The sequence below is a fragment of the Hymenobacter lutimineralis genome, assembly GCF_008271285.1.
Taxonomy (GTDB): Bacteria; Bacteroidota; Bacteroidia; order Cytophagales; family Hymenobacteraceae; genus Hymenobacter; species Hymenobacter lutimineralis.
In genome coordinates this window covers 17,478-31,897 of sequence record NZ_VTHL01000017.1, presented here as the reverse complement: position 1 = coordinate 31,897, position 14,420 = coordinate 17,478, and the positions used below count along the sequence as shown (strand labels likewise).

General features: G+C 61.1%; 12 protein-coding genes. 2 read left to right on the top strand and 10 right to left on the bottom strand.

The window, feature by feature from the left end; all coding sequences use genetic code 11:
- Nucleotides 1-28: 28 nt before the first annotated feature.
- The 6 genes from FY528_RS15130 to FY528_RS15105 form a co-directional block, all read right to left on the bottom strand.
- Complete coding sequence (locus FY528_RS15130; RefSeq protein ID WP_149071873.1) at nucleotides 29-781, bottom strand: class I SAM-dependent methyltransferase; 753 nt, start codon at nucleotides 779-781, stop codon at nucleotides 29-31.
- A 60-nt stretch (nucleotides 782-841) separates the two neighbouring features.
- The gene (gene ilvC, locus FY528_RS15125) at nucleotides 842-1,909 is read right to left on the bottom strand and encodes a ketol-acid reductoisomerase (protein ID WP_149071872.1); all 1,068 of its coding nucleotides are present in this window, start codon (nucleotides 1,907-1,909) and stop codon (nucleotides 842-844) included.
- A 67-nt stretch (nucleotides 1,910-1,976) separates the two neighbouring features.
- Complete coding sequence (ilvN, locus tag FY528_RS15120) at nucleotides 1,977-2,582, bottom strand: acetolactate synthase small subunit (protein ID WP_149071871.1); 606 nt, start codon at nucleotides 2,580-2,582, stop codon at nucleotides 1,977-1,979.
- Nucleotides 2,583-2,646: 64 nt separating this feature from the next.
- Nucleotides 2,647-4,410, bottom strand: coding sequence for a biosynthetic-type acetolactate synthase large subunit (gene ilvB / locus FY528_RS15115; protein ID WP_149071870.1), 1,764 nt, complete (start codon nucleotides 4,408-4,410; stop codon nucleotides 2,647-2,649).
- Nucleotides 4,367-6,091 carry a dihydroxy-acid dehydratase gene (gene ilvD, locus FY528_RS15110; protein ID WP_149071869.1) on the bottom strand — a complete coding sequence of 575 codons (1,725 nt, stop codon included), beginning with the start codon at nucleotides 6,089-6,091 and terminating at the stop codon, nucleotides 4,367-4,369. Before ilvD ends, ilvB begins: the two co-directional genes overlap by 44 nt.
- A gap of 87 nt (nucleotides 6,092-6,178) precedes the next feature.
- The gene (locus tag FY528_RS15105; protein ID WP_149071868.1) at nucleotides 6,179-7,081 is read right to left on the bottom strand and encodes a branched-chain amino acid transaminase; all 903 of its coding nucleotides are present in this window, start codon (nucleotides 7,079-7,081) and stop codon (nucleotides 6,179-6,181) included.
- Nucleotides 7,082-7,570: 489 nt separating this feature from the next.
- Here FY528_RS15105 and FY528_RS15100 point away from each other — a divergent pair, with 489 nt between their 5' ends.
- A complete protein-coding gene (locus FY528_RS15100; RefSeq protein WP_149071867.1) occupies nucleotides 7,571-9,115 on the top strand; it encodes a tetratricopeptide repeat protein in 1,545 nt (514 codons plus the stop codon).
- 199 nt (nucleotides 9,116-9,314) lie between these two features.
- Here FY528_RS15100 and FY528_RS15095 read toward each other — a convergent pair whose 3' ends face one another.
- Complete coding sequence (locus FY528_RS15095) at nucleotides 9,315-10,169, bottom strand: hypothetical protein (protein ID WP_149071866.1); 855 nt, start codon at nucleotides 10,167-10,169, stop codon at nucleotides 9,315-9,317.
- A 12-nt stretch (nucleotides 10,170-10,181) separates the two neighbouring features.
- On the bottom strand, nucleotides 10,182-10,634 hold the full coding sequence (locus FY528_RS15090) for an ABA4-like family protein (protein ID WP_222931825.1): 453 nt from the start codon (nucleotides 10,632-10,634) through the stop codon (nucleotides 10,182-10,184).
- A 168-nt stretch (nucleotides 10,635-10,802) separates the two neighbouring features.
- Here FY528_RS15090 and FY528_RS15085 point away from each other — a divergent pair, with 168 nt between their 5' ends.
- The gene (locus FY528_RS15085) at nucleotides 10,803-11,474 is read left to right on the top strand and encodes a hypothetical protein (RefSeq protein ID WP_149071865.1); all 672 of its coding nucleotides are present in this window, start codon (nucleotides 10,803-10,805) and stop codon (nucleotides 11,472-11,474) included.
- A gap of 248 nt (nucleotides 11,475-11,722) precedes the next feature.
- On the opposite strand, the gene FY528_RS15080 is transcribed toward FY528_RS15085, so the two are convergent.
- Nucleotides 11,723-12,100: a hypothetical protein gene (locus FY528_RS15080; RefSeq protein ID WP_149071864.1), complete on the bottom strand. Its 378-nt coding sequence runs from the start codon at nucleotides 12,098-12,100 to the stop codon at nucleotides 11,723-11,725.
- Nucleotides 12,101-12,211: 111 nt separating this feature from the next.
- Nucleotides 12,212-14,362, bottom strand: a complete 2,151-nt coding sequence (locus tag FY528_RS15075; protein WP_262384014.1) for a dipeptidyl-peptidase 3 family protein — start codon at nucleotides 14,360-14,362, stop codon at nucleotides 12,212-12,214.
- Nucleotides 14,363-14,420 lie beyond the last annotated feature (58 nt).

Genomic DNA, 14,420 nt, shown 5'->3' with positions numbered 1-14,420 from the left:
CCAGAGTCCGGCGGCTTTTCAGGTAAGTCTAGGGCTTCTCCGCCACGATGCGCAGGCGCTTGTAATCGGCCCGCCATTGGCCGTCCCGGAATAGGACGGGGCGCAGCTCAGCTTCGGTAGCCGTAAGGATGGCCGCCCGATCTTCATCCTGAACACCGCGAAAGAAATTGTCCCCAAACTGTTCAATCCAGTCCCGAAGGCCGGTTTTGGGGTCGGCAAGCGGCGTTTCCCGGTCGTAGTGCTGGGCCAGGCGTACCCGGAAGCCTTGCTGTTCGAGCAGGGTAGCGTACTCGGCTACCGAGGGGAAGTACCACCAGTCGGCGCGGGCCTGGGGGTAGCCGTGCTGGTGCAACTGGCGGAGCAGGGCTTCCACAATGTGCCCTACGTTGCCCTTTCCGCCAAGCTCCGCTACGAAGCGCCCACCTGGCTTCAGGTGCTGATACACCTGCCGCACCACGGCCGCCGCCGCCGGAACCCAGTGCAGCGCCGCATTGGAGAACACGGCGTCGAAGCGTTCCGGCAGCTGAAACGAAGCGGCATCGGCCAGTTGGAAGTCTAGCGCCGGAAACTGCTGGCGGGCCTTGATCAGCATGTCGGCTGAGGCATCCAGGCCCACCACGTTAGCGCCCCGGCTGGCTATTTCCTGCGCCAGCTCCCCGGCCCCGCAGCCCAGGTCCAGCACCCATTCGCCCGGCTGCGGGGCTAGTACTTCCACCAGGCCGGTGCCGTATTGAGAGACGAAAGCGTGCTTTTGGGTATAGGTATCAGCATTCCAGTGCATAGGGCCGGCGAAAAATGGAAGGCTGGCGTTGCGGCCAGCCTTCCTTGGTTTGTTTTCAGTTTAGCTCAACTCTTCTACTTTCTCGGTAGCCTTGGAGCGTAGCTCACGCACGGTCGCTCCGGTCTGCCACAGCTCCGAGTCGCGCACTTCCTTCAGCTCGGCTTCCAGCTCCTGGCGGTAGCCGGGCGTGGAGCCACGCTGGATGGTGCGGGCGGCCTCCTGGCCCGAGGCTACGCTGTCGTACAGCTCGTTGAGCACGGGTAGGGTAGCCTCGCGGAACTTGCCTTTCCAGTCGAGGGCGCCGCGCTGTGCCGTTACGGAGCAGTTGCTGAACATCCAATCCATGCCGTTTTCGCCCACCAGCGGCACCAGGCTCTGGGTGAGTTCTTCCACGGTTTCGTTGAAGGCTTCGGAAGGGGAGTGGCCGCGCTGGCGCAGCACCTGGTACTGAGCCTCGATGATGCCAGCCAGAGCGCCCATCAGCACGCCCCGCTCGCCGGTGAGGTCGGAGTACACTTCGCGCTTGAAGTCGGTTTCGAACAGGTAGCCCGAGCCCACCCCGATGCCCAAAGCAATAGCCTTTTCGTAGGCGTGGCCGGTGGCATCCTGGTACACGGCAAACGAGGAGTTCAGCCCACCGCCGGCCACAAACAGGCGACGCAGGCTGGTGCCGCTGCCCTTAGGTGCTACCAGCACCACGTCCACGTCGGCGGGCGGGATGATGCCGGTCTGGTCGTTGAAGGTGATGCCGAAGCCGTGGGAGAAGTACAGCGTTTTTCCGGCCGTGAGCTTGGCTTTCAGGGTAGGCCACACCGCAATCTGGCCAGCGTCGGAGAGCAGGTTGGCAATGATGGTACCGCGCTCCGCTGCTTCTTCGATGTCGAACAAGGTTTCACCTTCCACCCAGCCATCGGCTTCGGCCTTGCTCCAGGAGGCGGAGTCGCGGCGCTGCCCGATGATGACGTTGAAGCCGTTGTCGCGCAGGTTCAGCGCCTGGCCGGGGCCCTGCACGCCGTAGCCAATCACGGCAATGGTTTCATCCTTGAGAATCGTGCGGGCTTTTTCCAAAGGAAATTCGTCGCGGGTAACTACGTGCTCGTCTACGCCGCCGAAGTTGATGGTTGCCATGATGGTTGGAGGTTGAGTGGTTGAAGGTTTATTGTGATTGATTCGTTGGTTGTTGGCGACGTTGGTGCTACATCGAAAACACCTTGTCGCGGCTGTTGAGGTAGTCGTTTTCGCTGACCTCATGGCCGGGCTCGATGCGCTCAAACTCGCGCAGCTTGTGGTGGAAGCCTTCACTGCCCTTGATGATGGCAATGCGGGCCGAGCGCACAAACTCGATGAGGCCGTAGGGCTGGAGTACCGCCAGCAGCTTGTCGGTTTCTTCGCGGTGGCCGGTGGTTTCAAACACCGTGTAGTCCTTGCGAATGACCACGGCCCGGGCGCCGTGCTCCCGCAGCAGCCGCTCCACCAGGGCCCGCTCGGCAATGACGTCGGTGGGCACTTTGTAGAGGGCCATTTCCTGCCAGATGACGTCTTCGTTGGGGTTGAAGTAGACCTTGAGCACTTCCACCTGCTTTTCAATCTGGCGGGCAATCTTGCGCACCACTTCCTCCGTCTCCACAACCACAATGTTGAAGCGGTGAATGCCTTCGATTTCGGAAGGGGAGGTGTTGAGGCTTTCGATGTTGATTTTGCGCCGCGAGAAGATGATGGCAATGCGGTTCAGCAGCCCCACCTGGTTCTCGGTATACGCCGTGATGTTGTACTCGCGCCGGTCGATTGGTTGCTGGTGCATAAGGGGGAACTTGTGTTGTCGTTGCGAGCCGGTGTCTTGATGCGCCACCGGCTCGCAACGACATTTACTTAAGCCGTATTTCGCCCACGCCGCAGCCCTGCGGTACCATGGGGAAGATGTTGTTTTCGCGGGTCACCATTACCTCCAGCAGGAAGGAGCCGGGGTGCTCCAGCATCTCGCGCAGGGCGTTTTGCAGCTCGGGGCGGGCGTCCACGCGGCGGCCGGCAATGCTGTAGCCCTGGGCCACGGTCACGTAGTCGGGGCTGGCAATGTCCACGAAGGAGTAGCGCCGCTCGTGAAACAGCTCCTGCCACTGGCGCACCATGCCCAGAAACTGGTTGTTGAGCAGCAGAATCTTCACGTTCACGCCCGTCTGCATGATGGTGCCCAGCTCCTGAATCGTCATCTGGATGCCCCCGTCGCCGATGACGGCTACTACCGTGCGCTCTGGCGCCCCATACTTGGCCCCGATGGCGGCGGGCAGCGCAAAACCCATAGTGCCCAGGCCCCCGCTGGTGATGTTGCTGCGGGTGTGGTTGAGCTTGGCGTACCGGCAGGCCACCATCTGGTGCTGGCCTACATCCGTCACAATGATGGCCTCACCCTGGGTCAGCTCGTTCAGCTGCTGAATCACTTCGCCCATGGTCAGCTCGTCGGAGGTCGGAAACAGCTCGTCCTGAATGACGGCCGCAATTTCCTCGGCATTGTGCTCCGTGAAGCGCTGCCGCCACTCGGGGTAAGTGCGGGCCTGCACCAGCTGCGTAAGCAAGGGCAGGGTTTCCTTGCAGTCGCCCCATACCGGCACGGTAGCCGCCACGTTCTTGTCGATTTCCGTGGGGTCGATGTCGAGATGAATCACCTGGGCCTGGCGGGCGTACTTGTCGAGGCGGCCCGTTACCCGGTCGTCGAAGCGCATGCCAATGGCAATGAGCACGTCGCACTCGTTGGTCAGCACGTTGGGGCCGTAGTTGCCGTGCATGCCCAGCATGCCCACGTTGAGCGGGTGGCCGGTGGGTAGGGCGCCAGCACCCAGAATCGTCCAAGCCGCCGGAATGCCGCTTTTCTCAATGAACTGCCGGAACTCCTGCTCCGCCTGGCCCAGCAGTACGCCCTGCCCCCAAAGCACCAGGGGCCGCTTGGCCTGGTTGATGAGCTCGGCCGCCTGCGCTACGTACTCAGGCCGCACAATGGGCTTGGGGCGGTAGCTGCGGATGTGGGTACAAGGCTGGTAGGGCGCGAAGTCGGCCTTCTGAATCTGGGCGTTCTTGGTGATGTCGATAAGGACCGGACCGGGGCGGCCGCTGCGGGCAATGTAGAAGGCCTTAGCCAGCACCTCGGGGATTTCACTGGCGTCCGTCACCTGGTGGTTCCACTTGGTAATGGGTGTGGTGATGTTGATGATGTCGGTTTCCTGGAAGGCATCGGTGCCCAGCAAGTGCGCGAATACCTGCCCCGTAATGCACACCAGCGGGGTGCTGTCAATGAGGGCATCGGCTAGGCCGGTGACGAGGTTGGTGGCACCGGGGCCGCTGGTGGCGAAGACCACGCCCACCTTGCCCGAAGACCGCGCGTAGCCCTGGGCCGCGTGAATGCCGCCCTGCTCGTGGCGCACCAGCACGTGGTTCAGCTGCTCCTTAAAGTCGTAGAGGGCATCGTAGATCGGGATGATGGCGCCGCCCGGATACCCGAAAATGGTGTCTACGCCTTCGGCCAGCAGGGCGTGCAGCGTAGCCTCAGCGCCGGAAAGCGTGCGGGTAGCTGGCGTTGCCGCGGCTACGGCCGCCTCAGGCGAGGTCGGCACGGGCTGGGGTTGCTCTTGCGTGTACATGGTCTTCCTCGTAATCGGTGATGCAGCCGCGGCTCGCGTCGCTCACGGTGCGGATATACTTCAGCAGCACGCCCTGTTGCACGCTGGGCCGGGGCCGCTGCCACTGCTGGCGGCGCACGGCCAGCTGGGCCGCGTCTACCTGCACATCAATGGTGTTGGTGCCGGCATCCAGCACAATCCAGTCGCCGTCTTCCACCAGGGCAATGGTGCCGCCGTCGTAGGCCTCCGGGCACACGTGGCCGATAACGAAGCCGTGCGTGCCGCCCGAAAAGCGCCCGTCAGTAATCAGGGCTACCTTGTCGCCCAGGCCCGCGCCGATGATGGCGGAGGTGGGCTTGAGCATTTCGGGCATACCGGGCCCGCCCTTGGGCCCCACGTAGCGAATCACGACGACGTGGCCGGGCTGAATCTTGCCCTGCGTAATGCCTTCGTTGAGTTCTTCTTCGGAGTTGAACACCACGGCCGGGCCTTCAAACCGCAGGCCTTCCTTGCCGGTGATTTTGGCTACCGCGCCTTTGGTGGCCAGGTTGCCGTACAGAATCTGAATGTGGCCGTCGGCTTTGATAGGGTTATCCAAGGGGCGCAGCAAGTCCTGCTCGGCACCCAGGGGCTGCACGTCGGCCAGGTTTTCGGCCAGCGTCCGGCCCGTCACCGTCAGCAGGTCGCCGTGGAGCAGGCCCGCATTGAGCATGGTCTTCATCACGGCCGGCACCCCGCCCAGCGCCGATAAATCCTCCATCAGGTACTTGCCGCTGGGTTTCAGGTCGGCCAGCACGGGCACGCGGTTGCTCACGGCCTGGAAGTCCTCCATCGTCAGGTGCACGCCGGCGGCGTGGGCAATAGCAATGAGGTGAAGCACGGCGTTGGTGGAACCGCCCAGCACGGTGGTCATCACCAGGGCGTTTTCGAAGGCCTCGCGCACCAGAATGTCGCGGGGCTTGAGGTCCAGCTCCAGCAGGCGGCGCAGGTAGCCGCCGGCGTCGTGGCACTCCTGCTGCTTTTCGGCGCTTACGGCCGGGGAGGACGAGGAAAACGGAACACTCATGCCCAGCGTTTCAATAGCGGCCGCCATCGTATTTGCCGTGTACATGCCTCCACACGCCCCCGGACCCGGGCAGGCGTTGTGGATAATGCCTTTGTAATCCTCGTCCGATATCTGCCCCTGCAGTTTTTTGCCGTAAGCCTCAAAACACGAAACAATGTTGAGCTGCTGCCCTTTGAAGGTGCCGCCCTTGATGGTGCCGCCGTACACCATCAGCGAAGGCCGGTTGAGGCGGGCCATGGCAATGAGGGCGCCAGGCATGTTCTTGTCGCAGCCCATCACGCAGGCCAGGGCATCGTAGTTGTGGGCCCCGGCCATGGCCTCAATGGAATCGGCAATGATTTCGCGCGAGACCAGGGAGTAGCGCATACCGGCCGTACCGTTGGTGATGCCGTCCGATACGCCGATGGTGTTGAAGCGCAGCCCCACCAGGCCCTGCTGCTGCACGCCGGCCTTCACCTGGTCGGCCAGGCCATTGAGGTGCATGTTGCAGGTGTTGCCTTCGAAGCCTGTGGAGCAAATGCCCACGAACGGCTTGCGCAAGTCCTCATCCGACAGCCCCGAGCCGATGAGCATGGCCTGGGAGGCCGGCAGGCTGTCGTCCTGGGTGTAGATGCGGCTGTATTTATTCAGAGTCATGTAGTTGAGAGCTTAGAGGTCAGAGCTTAGAGCCAAGAGGTTAGAGTAGGCTATGAGGAGAAGAAGCCGGAGAGTAGTTCCACAAGTCTAGGTTCTCACTTCTAAGCTCTCAGTTCTGACGGGCTGCCCGGTGACCAGGGCCTGGTAGTGGCGGGCCAGCAGGCCACCGATGGTTTGTTGGAAAGGGGTGGAGAAGGTCACGTCATCGACTGAAGCCACGCCAATAACCTCGGCGGCGGTACCCGTCATGAAGGCGGCGGAAGCGGTACGCAGCTCCTCGGGCCGGAAGAACTGCTCGTGCACCGTGATGCAGGCCTCGCGGGCCAGGTCGATGATGGTGTTGCGGGTGATGCCGCGCAGAATGCTACCCTGAGGTGCGGTGTACAGCTCGCCGTTGCGCTCGAAAAAGAAGTTGGCGCCGGGGCCTTCGGCCACGTAGCCGTGCATGTCCAGCAGCAGGGCTTCGTCGTAGCCCCGGCCCTTGGCCTCGGTGCTGGCGATGATGGAGTTGACGTAGTGACCCGAGACTTTGGCCTCAATGGGCACGGCTTTGGGGTTGGGCCGCTCGTAGGGCGAAATGGTGAGCCGCAGCAGTTGGTCGCCGAGGTACTTACCCCATTCCCATACCGCAATCAGCAGGTTGCCGGAGGCCGCGGCTTTCAAACTCATGTTGGGCGTGGCGGCATACACCAGGGGCCGAATGTAGGCGTCGGTGAGGTTGTTGCGCTCCAGCACTTCGTAGCTGATGCGGGTGAGCTCATCTACCGAGTACGCCAGCGGCAGCCCCACGGCTTTACAGGAATAGTGTAGCCGCTCATAGTGCTCCTCAGCCTTGAAAATGCGCGTACCGGCTGGCGTCTGATAAGCCCGAATGCCTTCGAACACGGCATAGCCGTAGTGCAACGACTGGGCATAGACGCCGCACGTGGCCTGCTCGGCCGGCACAAACTCGCCATCCAGGAAGGCAACGGTGTCAGAGGTGAAGTACATGCGGGAGGCGGGCAGAAAATGAGGAGTAAGAATAAAAAAGCCTTTCAGAGCACTAGGCTGCGAAAGGCTGCGGGCGTGGCGGGTAACGCGGTTCCTTTCAGCCTGGCAGCGGCAGCGTAATGACTAGTCCGACGGAGGAAAAAAGCAGGGTCATGTGAGGCGAAAAGGAAAGACGACGGTGGAGGACGGACGGGGTACTTGGCGGGATTCTATTCGCTCGACGGAGTAAAACCCCGTCGAGCCGGGTTTAAGCAATGTGGCCGGCATCATGCAAGGGCGCCAGCCCGCCGCTACCAGCGAAATAAATTGTGCCGACCAAGAAGTGGAAAAGTGCTCCGACATGTCATCTTTGCGTTGTTAGGATGTAAGCAAGTACATCAGTCACAGCAGGTAATTAAAACTTTCTCTCCGGTCACCTACTATTTCTACTATTTGCGCTTTGTTTGGTAAGCGGCTGGAAAACAACAAGTTGATTTTTTTGTAAATACAATGCCCAACGAAAATACGGACCCGGTTTTTCAGCTCATCAAGTCCCTGACCCGCACCGAGAAGCGTCATTTCCGTTTGTTTGCCAACCGTCAGGGCTCGGCCGAAGGCTTGAAGTTCCTGCAGCTGTTTGATGCCCTGGACGGGCAGGAACGCTACGATGAGGAGCGGGTGCTGGCCCAGGTACCGGCTATCAAAAAAGTGCAAGTAGCCAACCTGAAGGCCAATTTGTACCGCCAGCTGCTGGCCAGCCTGCGCATGTACCACGCGGGCCACAACCTCGATATTCAGCTCCACGAGCAGCTGGACTACGCCCGCGTCCTCTACAACCGGGGCCTGTACCAGCAGAGCCTGCGCATGCTGGAGAAAGTGAAAACCGCCGCCCGCCAGGCCGAAATGCCGCACATTGTGCTGCTGGTGCTGGATTTTGAGAAGCTGATTGAGGGCCAGTACATCACGCGGAGCCTGCGTGGTCGGGCCCGGGAGCTTTCCGATGAGTCGTCGGAAGCCGTGGCCCATATTTCCCGGGAACATGAGCTGTCGAACCTGGCGTTGCGCATGTATGGCCGCTACCTCAAGATCGGGCACACGCGCAACCAGCAGGATTACGAGAAGATTACGGCCTACTTCCGGGAAGGGCTGCCGACGCTGGCCCCCCGCCAGGCCGGCTTCTTTGAGCAGCTGTACTTCTACCAGGCCCACGTGTGGTACTACACCATCACGCAGAACTTCCGGCAGTGCTTCCGCTATGCCCAGAAGTGGGTAGACCTGTTTGAGCACAACGAGCTGATGCGCGAGCAGCAGGCCATGCTCTACCTCAAGGGTATTCATAATCTGCTGGTGACGGCGCACAACATGCTGTACTATAGCAAGTTTGAGCAAGTGCTGGCGCAGCTGGAAGCCTACGCCGCCGACCCGGATCGGCGCACCAGCCCCAACATTGAGATGCTGCTGTTCCTGTACCTCTACACCAACCGCATCAACGGGTACTTCATGCGGGGCGAGTTCTCGGAAGGCCTGAAAATTGTGCCGTCCCTGCTTGAAAACATCGAGAACTTCCGCCTGCAGATGGACTCCCACCGGCGCCTGGTGTTCTACTACAAAATTGCCAGCCTCTACTTCGGCAGCGGCCAGCCCGACAAAGCCATTGAGTACCTGAACAAGGTTATTTACCTTAAAGAAGTCAGCCTGCGCGAGGATATTCAGTGCTTTGCCCGCATCCTCAACCTGATTGCCCACTACGAAGCCGGCCGCGACGAGTCCCTGGAGTACCAGATCCGGTCGGTGTACCGCTACCTGGGCAAGATGAACGACCAGCAGCAGATGCAGGAAGCCATTTTCCAGTTTCTGCGCGGCCTGGGTGACGTGGCGCCTTCCCAGTTGAAGGAGGCCTTCATTAAGCTGAAGGACAAATTGATTCGCATTGCCGAAAACCCCTTCGAGCGGCGGCCTTTCCTGTACCTGGATATCATTTCCTGGCTGGAAAGCAAGATTGAGAACCTGCCTGTGCAGGACATCATCCGCCGCAAGTTTTCCCAGTTGAAGTAGTAAAGCGGGGAAATAAGGGAATAGGTGCGTGTCGTTGTGCGCGGCGCGAAATAATCGGTCCTGGGCATCGTACGACGCCCTCTAAAATAGAAAGCCCCTGTCGTACAGCGCACGACAGGGGCTTTCTGGTAAAGGCTGTAGCAGGGCTCAGAGGGCGGCTACGCTTCAATGGCACGTGACAAGGTAATCCGTCAGGTAGTTACCACTTCACCACCGGCTGGCCTTGCAGGGCCTGGGCGAAAAGCAGCGCGACCAGAGCAGCATAAATCAATGCCCCCAGCCAAGTGAGCAGTGCGGCCCGGCGCGGGAGGCGGCGGCTGAGCCACCAGCCCAGCAGGGGTACTACCTGCAGGGCGTGCATGCCCAGGAAGTGCGCAATGCGCAGGTCGCCGGCGCGGGTGCTCCAGCCCAGGCCGGGCAGGCCCGGGCCGCCGTCCGGGGCACCCACGGTATGCTGGTTCTGGCTGATCATCATTCCGCCCACCACGCTGCCTACCAAGAACAGCAGCAGGCCCAGGCGCACGCCCCATACATAGCCAGCCGGGCCATACGGGCGGTACCGCCAGGCCAGGTACACCGCAGCGGCGGTGGCTACTGTATTTACCATAATGGCCACGCCCATCAGGCTGAAGATTCCCGCATCCAGGGGCGTGGCGGCGTTGTAGTGCGAGGTGGTGCCACGGGCAGCTTGCGTAAAGATGCAGGCAATTTCGATGAGCATACACCCGGCTACCGTCCAGCTGATGCGCCGCACCGCGCGCTGGGCCAGGGCCGGCAAATCGGCCAGGAGCCAGGCCAGCGTCCACGCAAAAGCCGCCACCGACAAGCAGAACTTAATCGGCTTCAGCCACACCGGCACCCCCGTAACCAAGCGGGTGTCGTAGGGCAGCAGCAGCAGGGCTACCACCAGCAGGGCCAGCTGCAACCAGCCAGTCCAGGAAAGCACGGGGTTTACGCGATGCAGAACGCGCAGCCAGCCCCGGATGCCGTTGGTTTCGGGAGAGGCGAGGAGGTGGGACGAAGAAAGCTTGAGCGGAAAGGCAGGCGTTGTCATAGCAAGAAGAAGTTAGGAGGGTTGAGCAGCGGGCAAAGCCGTCGGTAAAGCGCGGCGCAGAACGGCGTACAGCAAAAAGCCAATGGGGCCGACCAGAAACGTGAGCAGCAGACACGGCACCCGCACGTACCATGGCAGCTGGCGTTGCTCAGCGTCCTGTACTTCCCAGATGCCCACGCACAGATCAAAGCAGAGGTAGTGCACCCAGCCTGCGGTGAGGGCCCAAGGGTCCTGAAAAAGCGCTGCCACGCCGCTCAGGGTGCTGAAGCTGCCTTCCGTGGCGTGTGCCCCCAGATAGTGCCCGATGAGCAGGGCGGCGTAGAGAGCGGCGAGCAGCAGGGGCCACAGACCACTGCGCACGAGGCGGCGCGTTACTGCCCATTGGGGAGCAACCAGGAGCAGCAACCAGGCAGGTAGCACGGCGGTGTTGGCTGCCGAAAACAGCATTTCTGGGGTAAGAGTCATGGCAGGGGGCTGCGTAGATGATGAGATAAAGCTAGGAGGTAAGCCGGCCGGTTACCAGCACAAGCGGGGCGAACCCGCAACCGGCCGGGGTAAACCGGCAGAACTCCCGGGCGAGGCGTTGGTGGGGCGTTGCAATGCCTCAGGCACTACTGCTTACCTTTGCTCCGTATGAAAGTGCTGCTTGGGAGTAGTTTGCTTTGGGTACTATGGGCAGGAGGAGCCGGACCGGCGGCCGCCGAAACTCCCCCCGATACCAGCCGGGTGCGCCAGTCGCACCGGCGCGTTGTCTTTCAGTTCGACCAGCGGTATTCCTTGCTTAATGGCGGTATTGTAGGCATCAATGGCCTGAAAGCCGGAATAGAGTGGCGTGGGCGCCTGCGCACCGGCCTGGGCATTTACCTGCTCTCCGACGGGGTGCCGACCGACGTGGCGCTGCCGTCCTATCTGCCCCCCGGCACCCGCGACGAGCTGCGCTTTCGCTACGTAGCGGCCTACGGCGAATACGTGGTGGTGGGCACGCCGCGCTGGGAGCTGAGCACCCCCACCCAGCTGGGTATAGGCCGCTACTACGCCCGCTACGAAAAACCCGATGGCCAGGTGGAGCGCACCCCCAAGCAGCTGATTTACATCCTGGAGCCTTCGGTGGCCGGGCACGTGCGCATTTTCCGATGGGTAGGGCTGGGCGCGGGCGGGGGCTACCGGCAGATGCTGTTTCAAGATAACGCGCTGGAAAGCGAGCTGAACGGCCCTATCTTCTTCGGCCGCGTGAAGCTTTTTCTCGGCGACTTATACAAGATTGTGCGCGGCCGCCAGCGCCTGTTTTCCCAGCAAGGACTCTGAGATTAATGTGGGTAATGTGCTGATGCGGAGGAATGTGAAAATGTGCTGAAGTGCCATTGATACGCATCGTGGCGAGGAAGCACGGAGAAGCAATGCACCAAGCTCTGAGATGTGAAAAGCCCCTGATGTACGTACGGACGTCAGGGGCTTTCTGGTAGAAAAATGGGTCGGTGCTGTACAGAACGGATTGCGTCGCTTCGCCTCGTCATGAGCACATTAGCACATTCCTCCACATTATCACATTAGCTTCAGTTGCCCCGGGCCGGGCGGCGCAGCACGAAGATGGTGGGGGCATTGTCTTTGGCACTGGGCTTGGGCTGCTGGTACATCTGCACGACCTCCCAGCCCAGCTTGCCCATGTAGGTAAGGGCACTTACGTGGGTAGCAAATACCTGCAGCTTGCCGGCTTCCCGCTGCGACAGGGACCCGCCGCCCAGCTTCTCGAATCCGTAGCCGAAATCCACGAAAATATCCCCCCCGCGGCCTTTGGCATCGGGCGCAAACAGGTTGTCGGTGGTGAGCAGCTCGCAGTACTCGAAGCGTTTGGCATCCAGGGTTTGGGCTTGGGCGCGGCCAGCCCAGCAGCAAAGAGCCAGGAGAAAGATCAGGAGGAAATTACGTTTCATGGGAAGAGAGCAAGGGGCTGGTGAGAAAAAAAGAAGCCGGCTGAAAAGGTAGGCGTTGCGTGCCCCATTCCCTTCCCCAGCCGGCCCCTCAACAAGTTACTGCGCAACGCGCTAGTTCACATGCGGCAGGAACGAATACTTACGGCCGTACTCCAGCATCTGCTGGGCAAAGTCGGTGGGATATTCCACTTTTACGTCAATGATTTTGCCTTCCTGCTCCACGGGCACCAGCTTGGGCTGAATAAAGCCGGCGTAGGGCGCAATGCCCAGCTTCTGATAGCGGGCCAGCACCTGCTTGTGCAAGTCGGCATCTACTTTCACGCCGTAGGTTTCAATCAGGTTTTTAGCTGCGTTGAAGTCGCCTTCGCTCGTGATGCGCTGGGTTTCGCGCAGCAGCTGCCCAAACAGATTGCGCAGCTTCTGGTAGTCGTTGATGTGGAAGAAGGTTTTGCCGTCGCGCGTGACTTGCTCAATCACCTTGTCCTTCTTGCCTTTCTCAAACACCCATTTGGCTACCATCTGGCGGTTGCGCATGTGGGCTTCCTCCACGGTTTCGCCGGGCTGCAGGCGCACCAGCTGGGTCATCAGGCCGCCACGGATGTAGCTGTCGTATTCTGCCTTGCCTACTTCCAGGCTCGGCATCACGCCCAGCTGCACCAGCTTGTCGTCCATCAGGTAGTAGAGGGCGACGAGGTCGGCGCGGCCTTCTTCAATGGCGGAGGCGTAGTTTTTCAGCGTTTCCTTGGTGGTACCCACACCCTTGTTGATCTGCCCCGAAGCGTGCCCGATTACCTCGTGCATGTCGGTGTGCAGCTTGCCGGCCAGGGCGCCGTACTGCCGGGCGCGCTTTTTCTCGGCTTCATCGAAGGCAAACTCGTCGAGCATGCCGCCGGCCGAAGCGCGGTCGTAGGCCTCCACAATGTTGCCCAGGTTTACCGACTTCGAGCCGTGCTCCTTGCGAATCCAGGTGGCGTTGGGCAGGTTGATGCCGATGGGCGTGGCGGGGGCCGCGTCGCCCGATTCCACTACCGTCGTAATCACCTTGGCCGTGATGCCCACCACGTTTTTCTTGCGGTGCTCGGCTTTAATAGGGGAGTGATTCTCGAACCACTGTGCCTGGTCGCCGATGGTCTTGATGCGCTTGGTAGCCTCCACGTCCTTGAACGACACGACCGACTCGTAGGCGGCACGGTAACCCAGCGGGTCGCCATACACCTCGATAAAGCCGTTCACCACGTCCGTATCCGAGTTCGTGTCGTGGACCCAGGCGATGTTGTATTCATCCCAGAGCTTCAGGTCGCCGGTGCTGTAGTACTGAATGAGCTTGGTGAGGGCGGCGCGCTGCTCGGGCGTTTCGGCCACGTCCAGGGCCTTGTTCAGCCAGAACGCCACCTGCGTGAGGGACTCACCGTAGAGGCCGCCCACTTTCCAGGGCTGCTCCACGATGTTGCCCTGCTTATCTTTCACCAACCGCGAGTTGAGGCCGTAGGAAATAGGGCGCTGGTCGTTTTTATCGATTTTCTTGGCGTAGTACGCTTCGGCTTCGGCCTGGGTCACGCCCTGGTAGTAGTTGTTGGCCGAAGTTGTGAGCAGATCTTTGCCCGCTTCCTGATTTACGCGCTTGGCCGCTACGTTGGGGTCGAACAGCACCGGCGTCATGGTGGCCACAAACTGCGCTACCGTTTCGCCGGGTAGTAAAGGCAGGCTGCGCTCCGGCGCACTTAGCACCAGCTCTTTGAAGTAAGCCGGCGTAAACTCGGGCAGCAGCTTGCGGGTGGAATAGTGATGATGGATGCCGTTGGAAAACCACACGCGCTTGGCGTAGGTGTTGAACTGCTGGGCCTGCTCTACCTGCTGGGTATTGGTGGTAGCGGCGCGGCGGGCCTGGTTGGTCTCCCAGAGGGCCTCCAGGGTGCGGCGCACTCGCAGGTTCTGGCTGTAGTTCTGGTCGTAGATGATGTCGCGCCCACTCAGGGCCGCCTCGTACAAGTAGTACAGCAGCTCTTTCTGCTTGGGTTCCAGGGCCTCAAAGCCGGGAACTTCGTAGCGCAGGATGCGCAGGTCGGCAAACTGTTCGCTTACTACCTGAAAAGGCTCGGCGGCTGGGGCTGCCGGGGCAGCCGCGGCAGGGGTAGCCATCGTGGAGGCCGTGGCTTCGGCGGGTGGGGTGGCAGAGCTTACGGTGGCCGGGGTGGAGCTGGCGCAGCCGCTAAGCTGGGCGGCCAGCAGCAGGGCCGCAGCCGGAAAAAGCGAACGGGACATAGGGGAGGGAATGAAACAATCGGCTAGTCAGACCACTAGCTAACCGCAAAGCAACGCA

Coding starts and splice junctions, on each gene's coding strand:
- ilvC (WP_149071872.1), bottom strand. CDS start 1,909: ATGGCAACCATCAACTTCGGCGGCGTAGACGAGCACGTAGTTACCCGC.
- FY528_RS15130 (WP_149071873.1), bottom strand. CDS start 781: ATGCACTGGAATGCTGATACCTATACCCAAAAGCACGCTTTCGTCTCT.
- FY528_RS15075 (WP_262384014.1), bottom strand. CDS start 14,362: ATGTCCCGTTCGCTTTTTCCGGCTGCGGCCCTGCTGCTGGCCGCCCAG.
- FY528_RS15090 (WP_222931825.1), bottom strand. CDS start 10,634: ATGACTCTTACCCCAGAAATGCTGTTTTCGGCAGCCAACACCGCCGTG.
- FY528_RS15095 (WP_149071866.1), bottom strand. CDS start 10,169: ATGACAACGCCTGCCTTTCCGCTCAAGCTTTCTTCGTCCCACCTCCTC.
- ilvD (WP_149071869.1), bottom strand. CDS start 6,091: ATGACTCTGAATAAATACAGCCGCATCTACACCCAGGACGACAGCCTG.
- FY528_RS15085 (WP_149071865.1), top strand. CDS start 10,803: ATGAAAGTGCTGCTTGGGAGTAGTTTGCTTTGGGTACTATGGGCAGGA.
- ilvB (WP_149071870.1), bottom strand. CDS start 4,410: ATGTACACGCAAGAGCAACCCCAGCCCGTGCCGACCTCGCCTGAGGCG.
- ilvN (WP_149071871.1), bottom strand. CDS start 2,582: ATGCACCAGCAACCAATCGACCGGCGCGAGTACAACATCACGGCGTAT.
- FY528_RS15105 (WP_149071868.1), bottom strand. CDS start 7,081: ATGTACTTCACCTCTGACACCGTTGCCTTCCTGGATGGCGAGTTTGTG.
- FY528_RS15080 (WP_149071864.1), bottom strand. CDS start 12,100: ATGAAACGTAATTTCCTCCTGATCTTTCTCCTGGCTCTTTGCTGCTGG.
- FY528_RS15100 (WP_149071867.1), top strand. CDS start 7,571: ATGCCCAACGAAAATACGGACCCGGTTTTTCAGCTCATCAAGTCCCTG.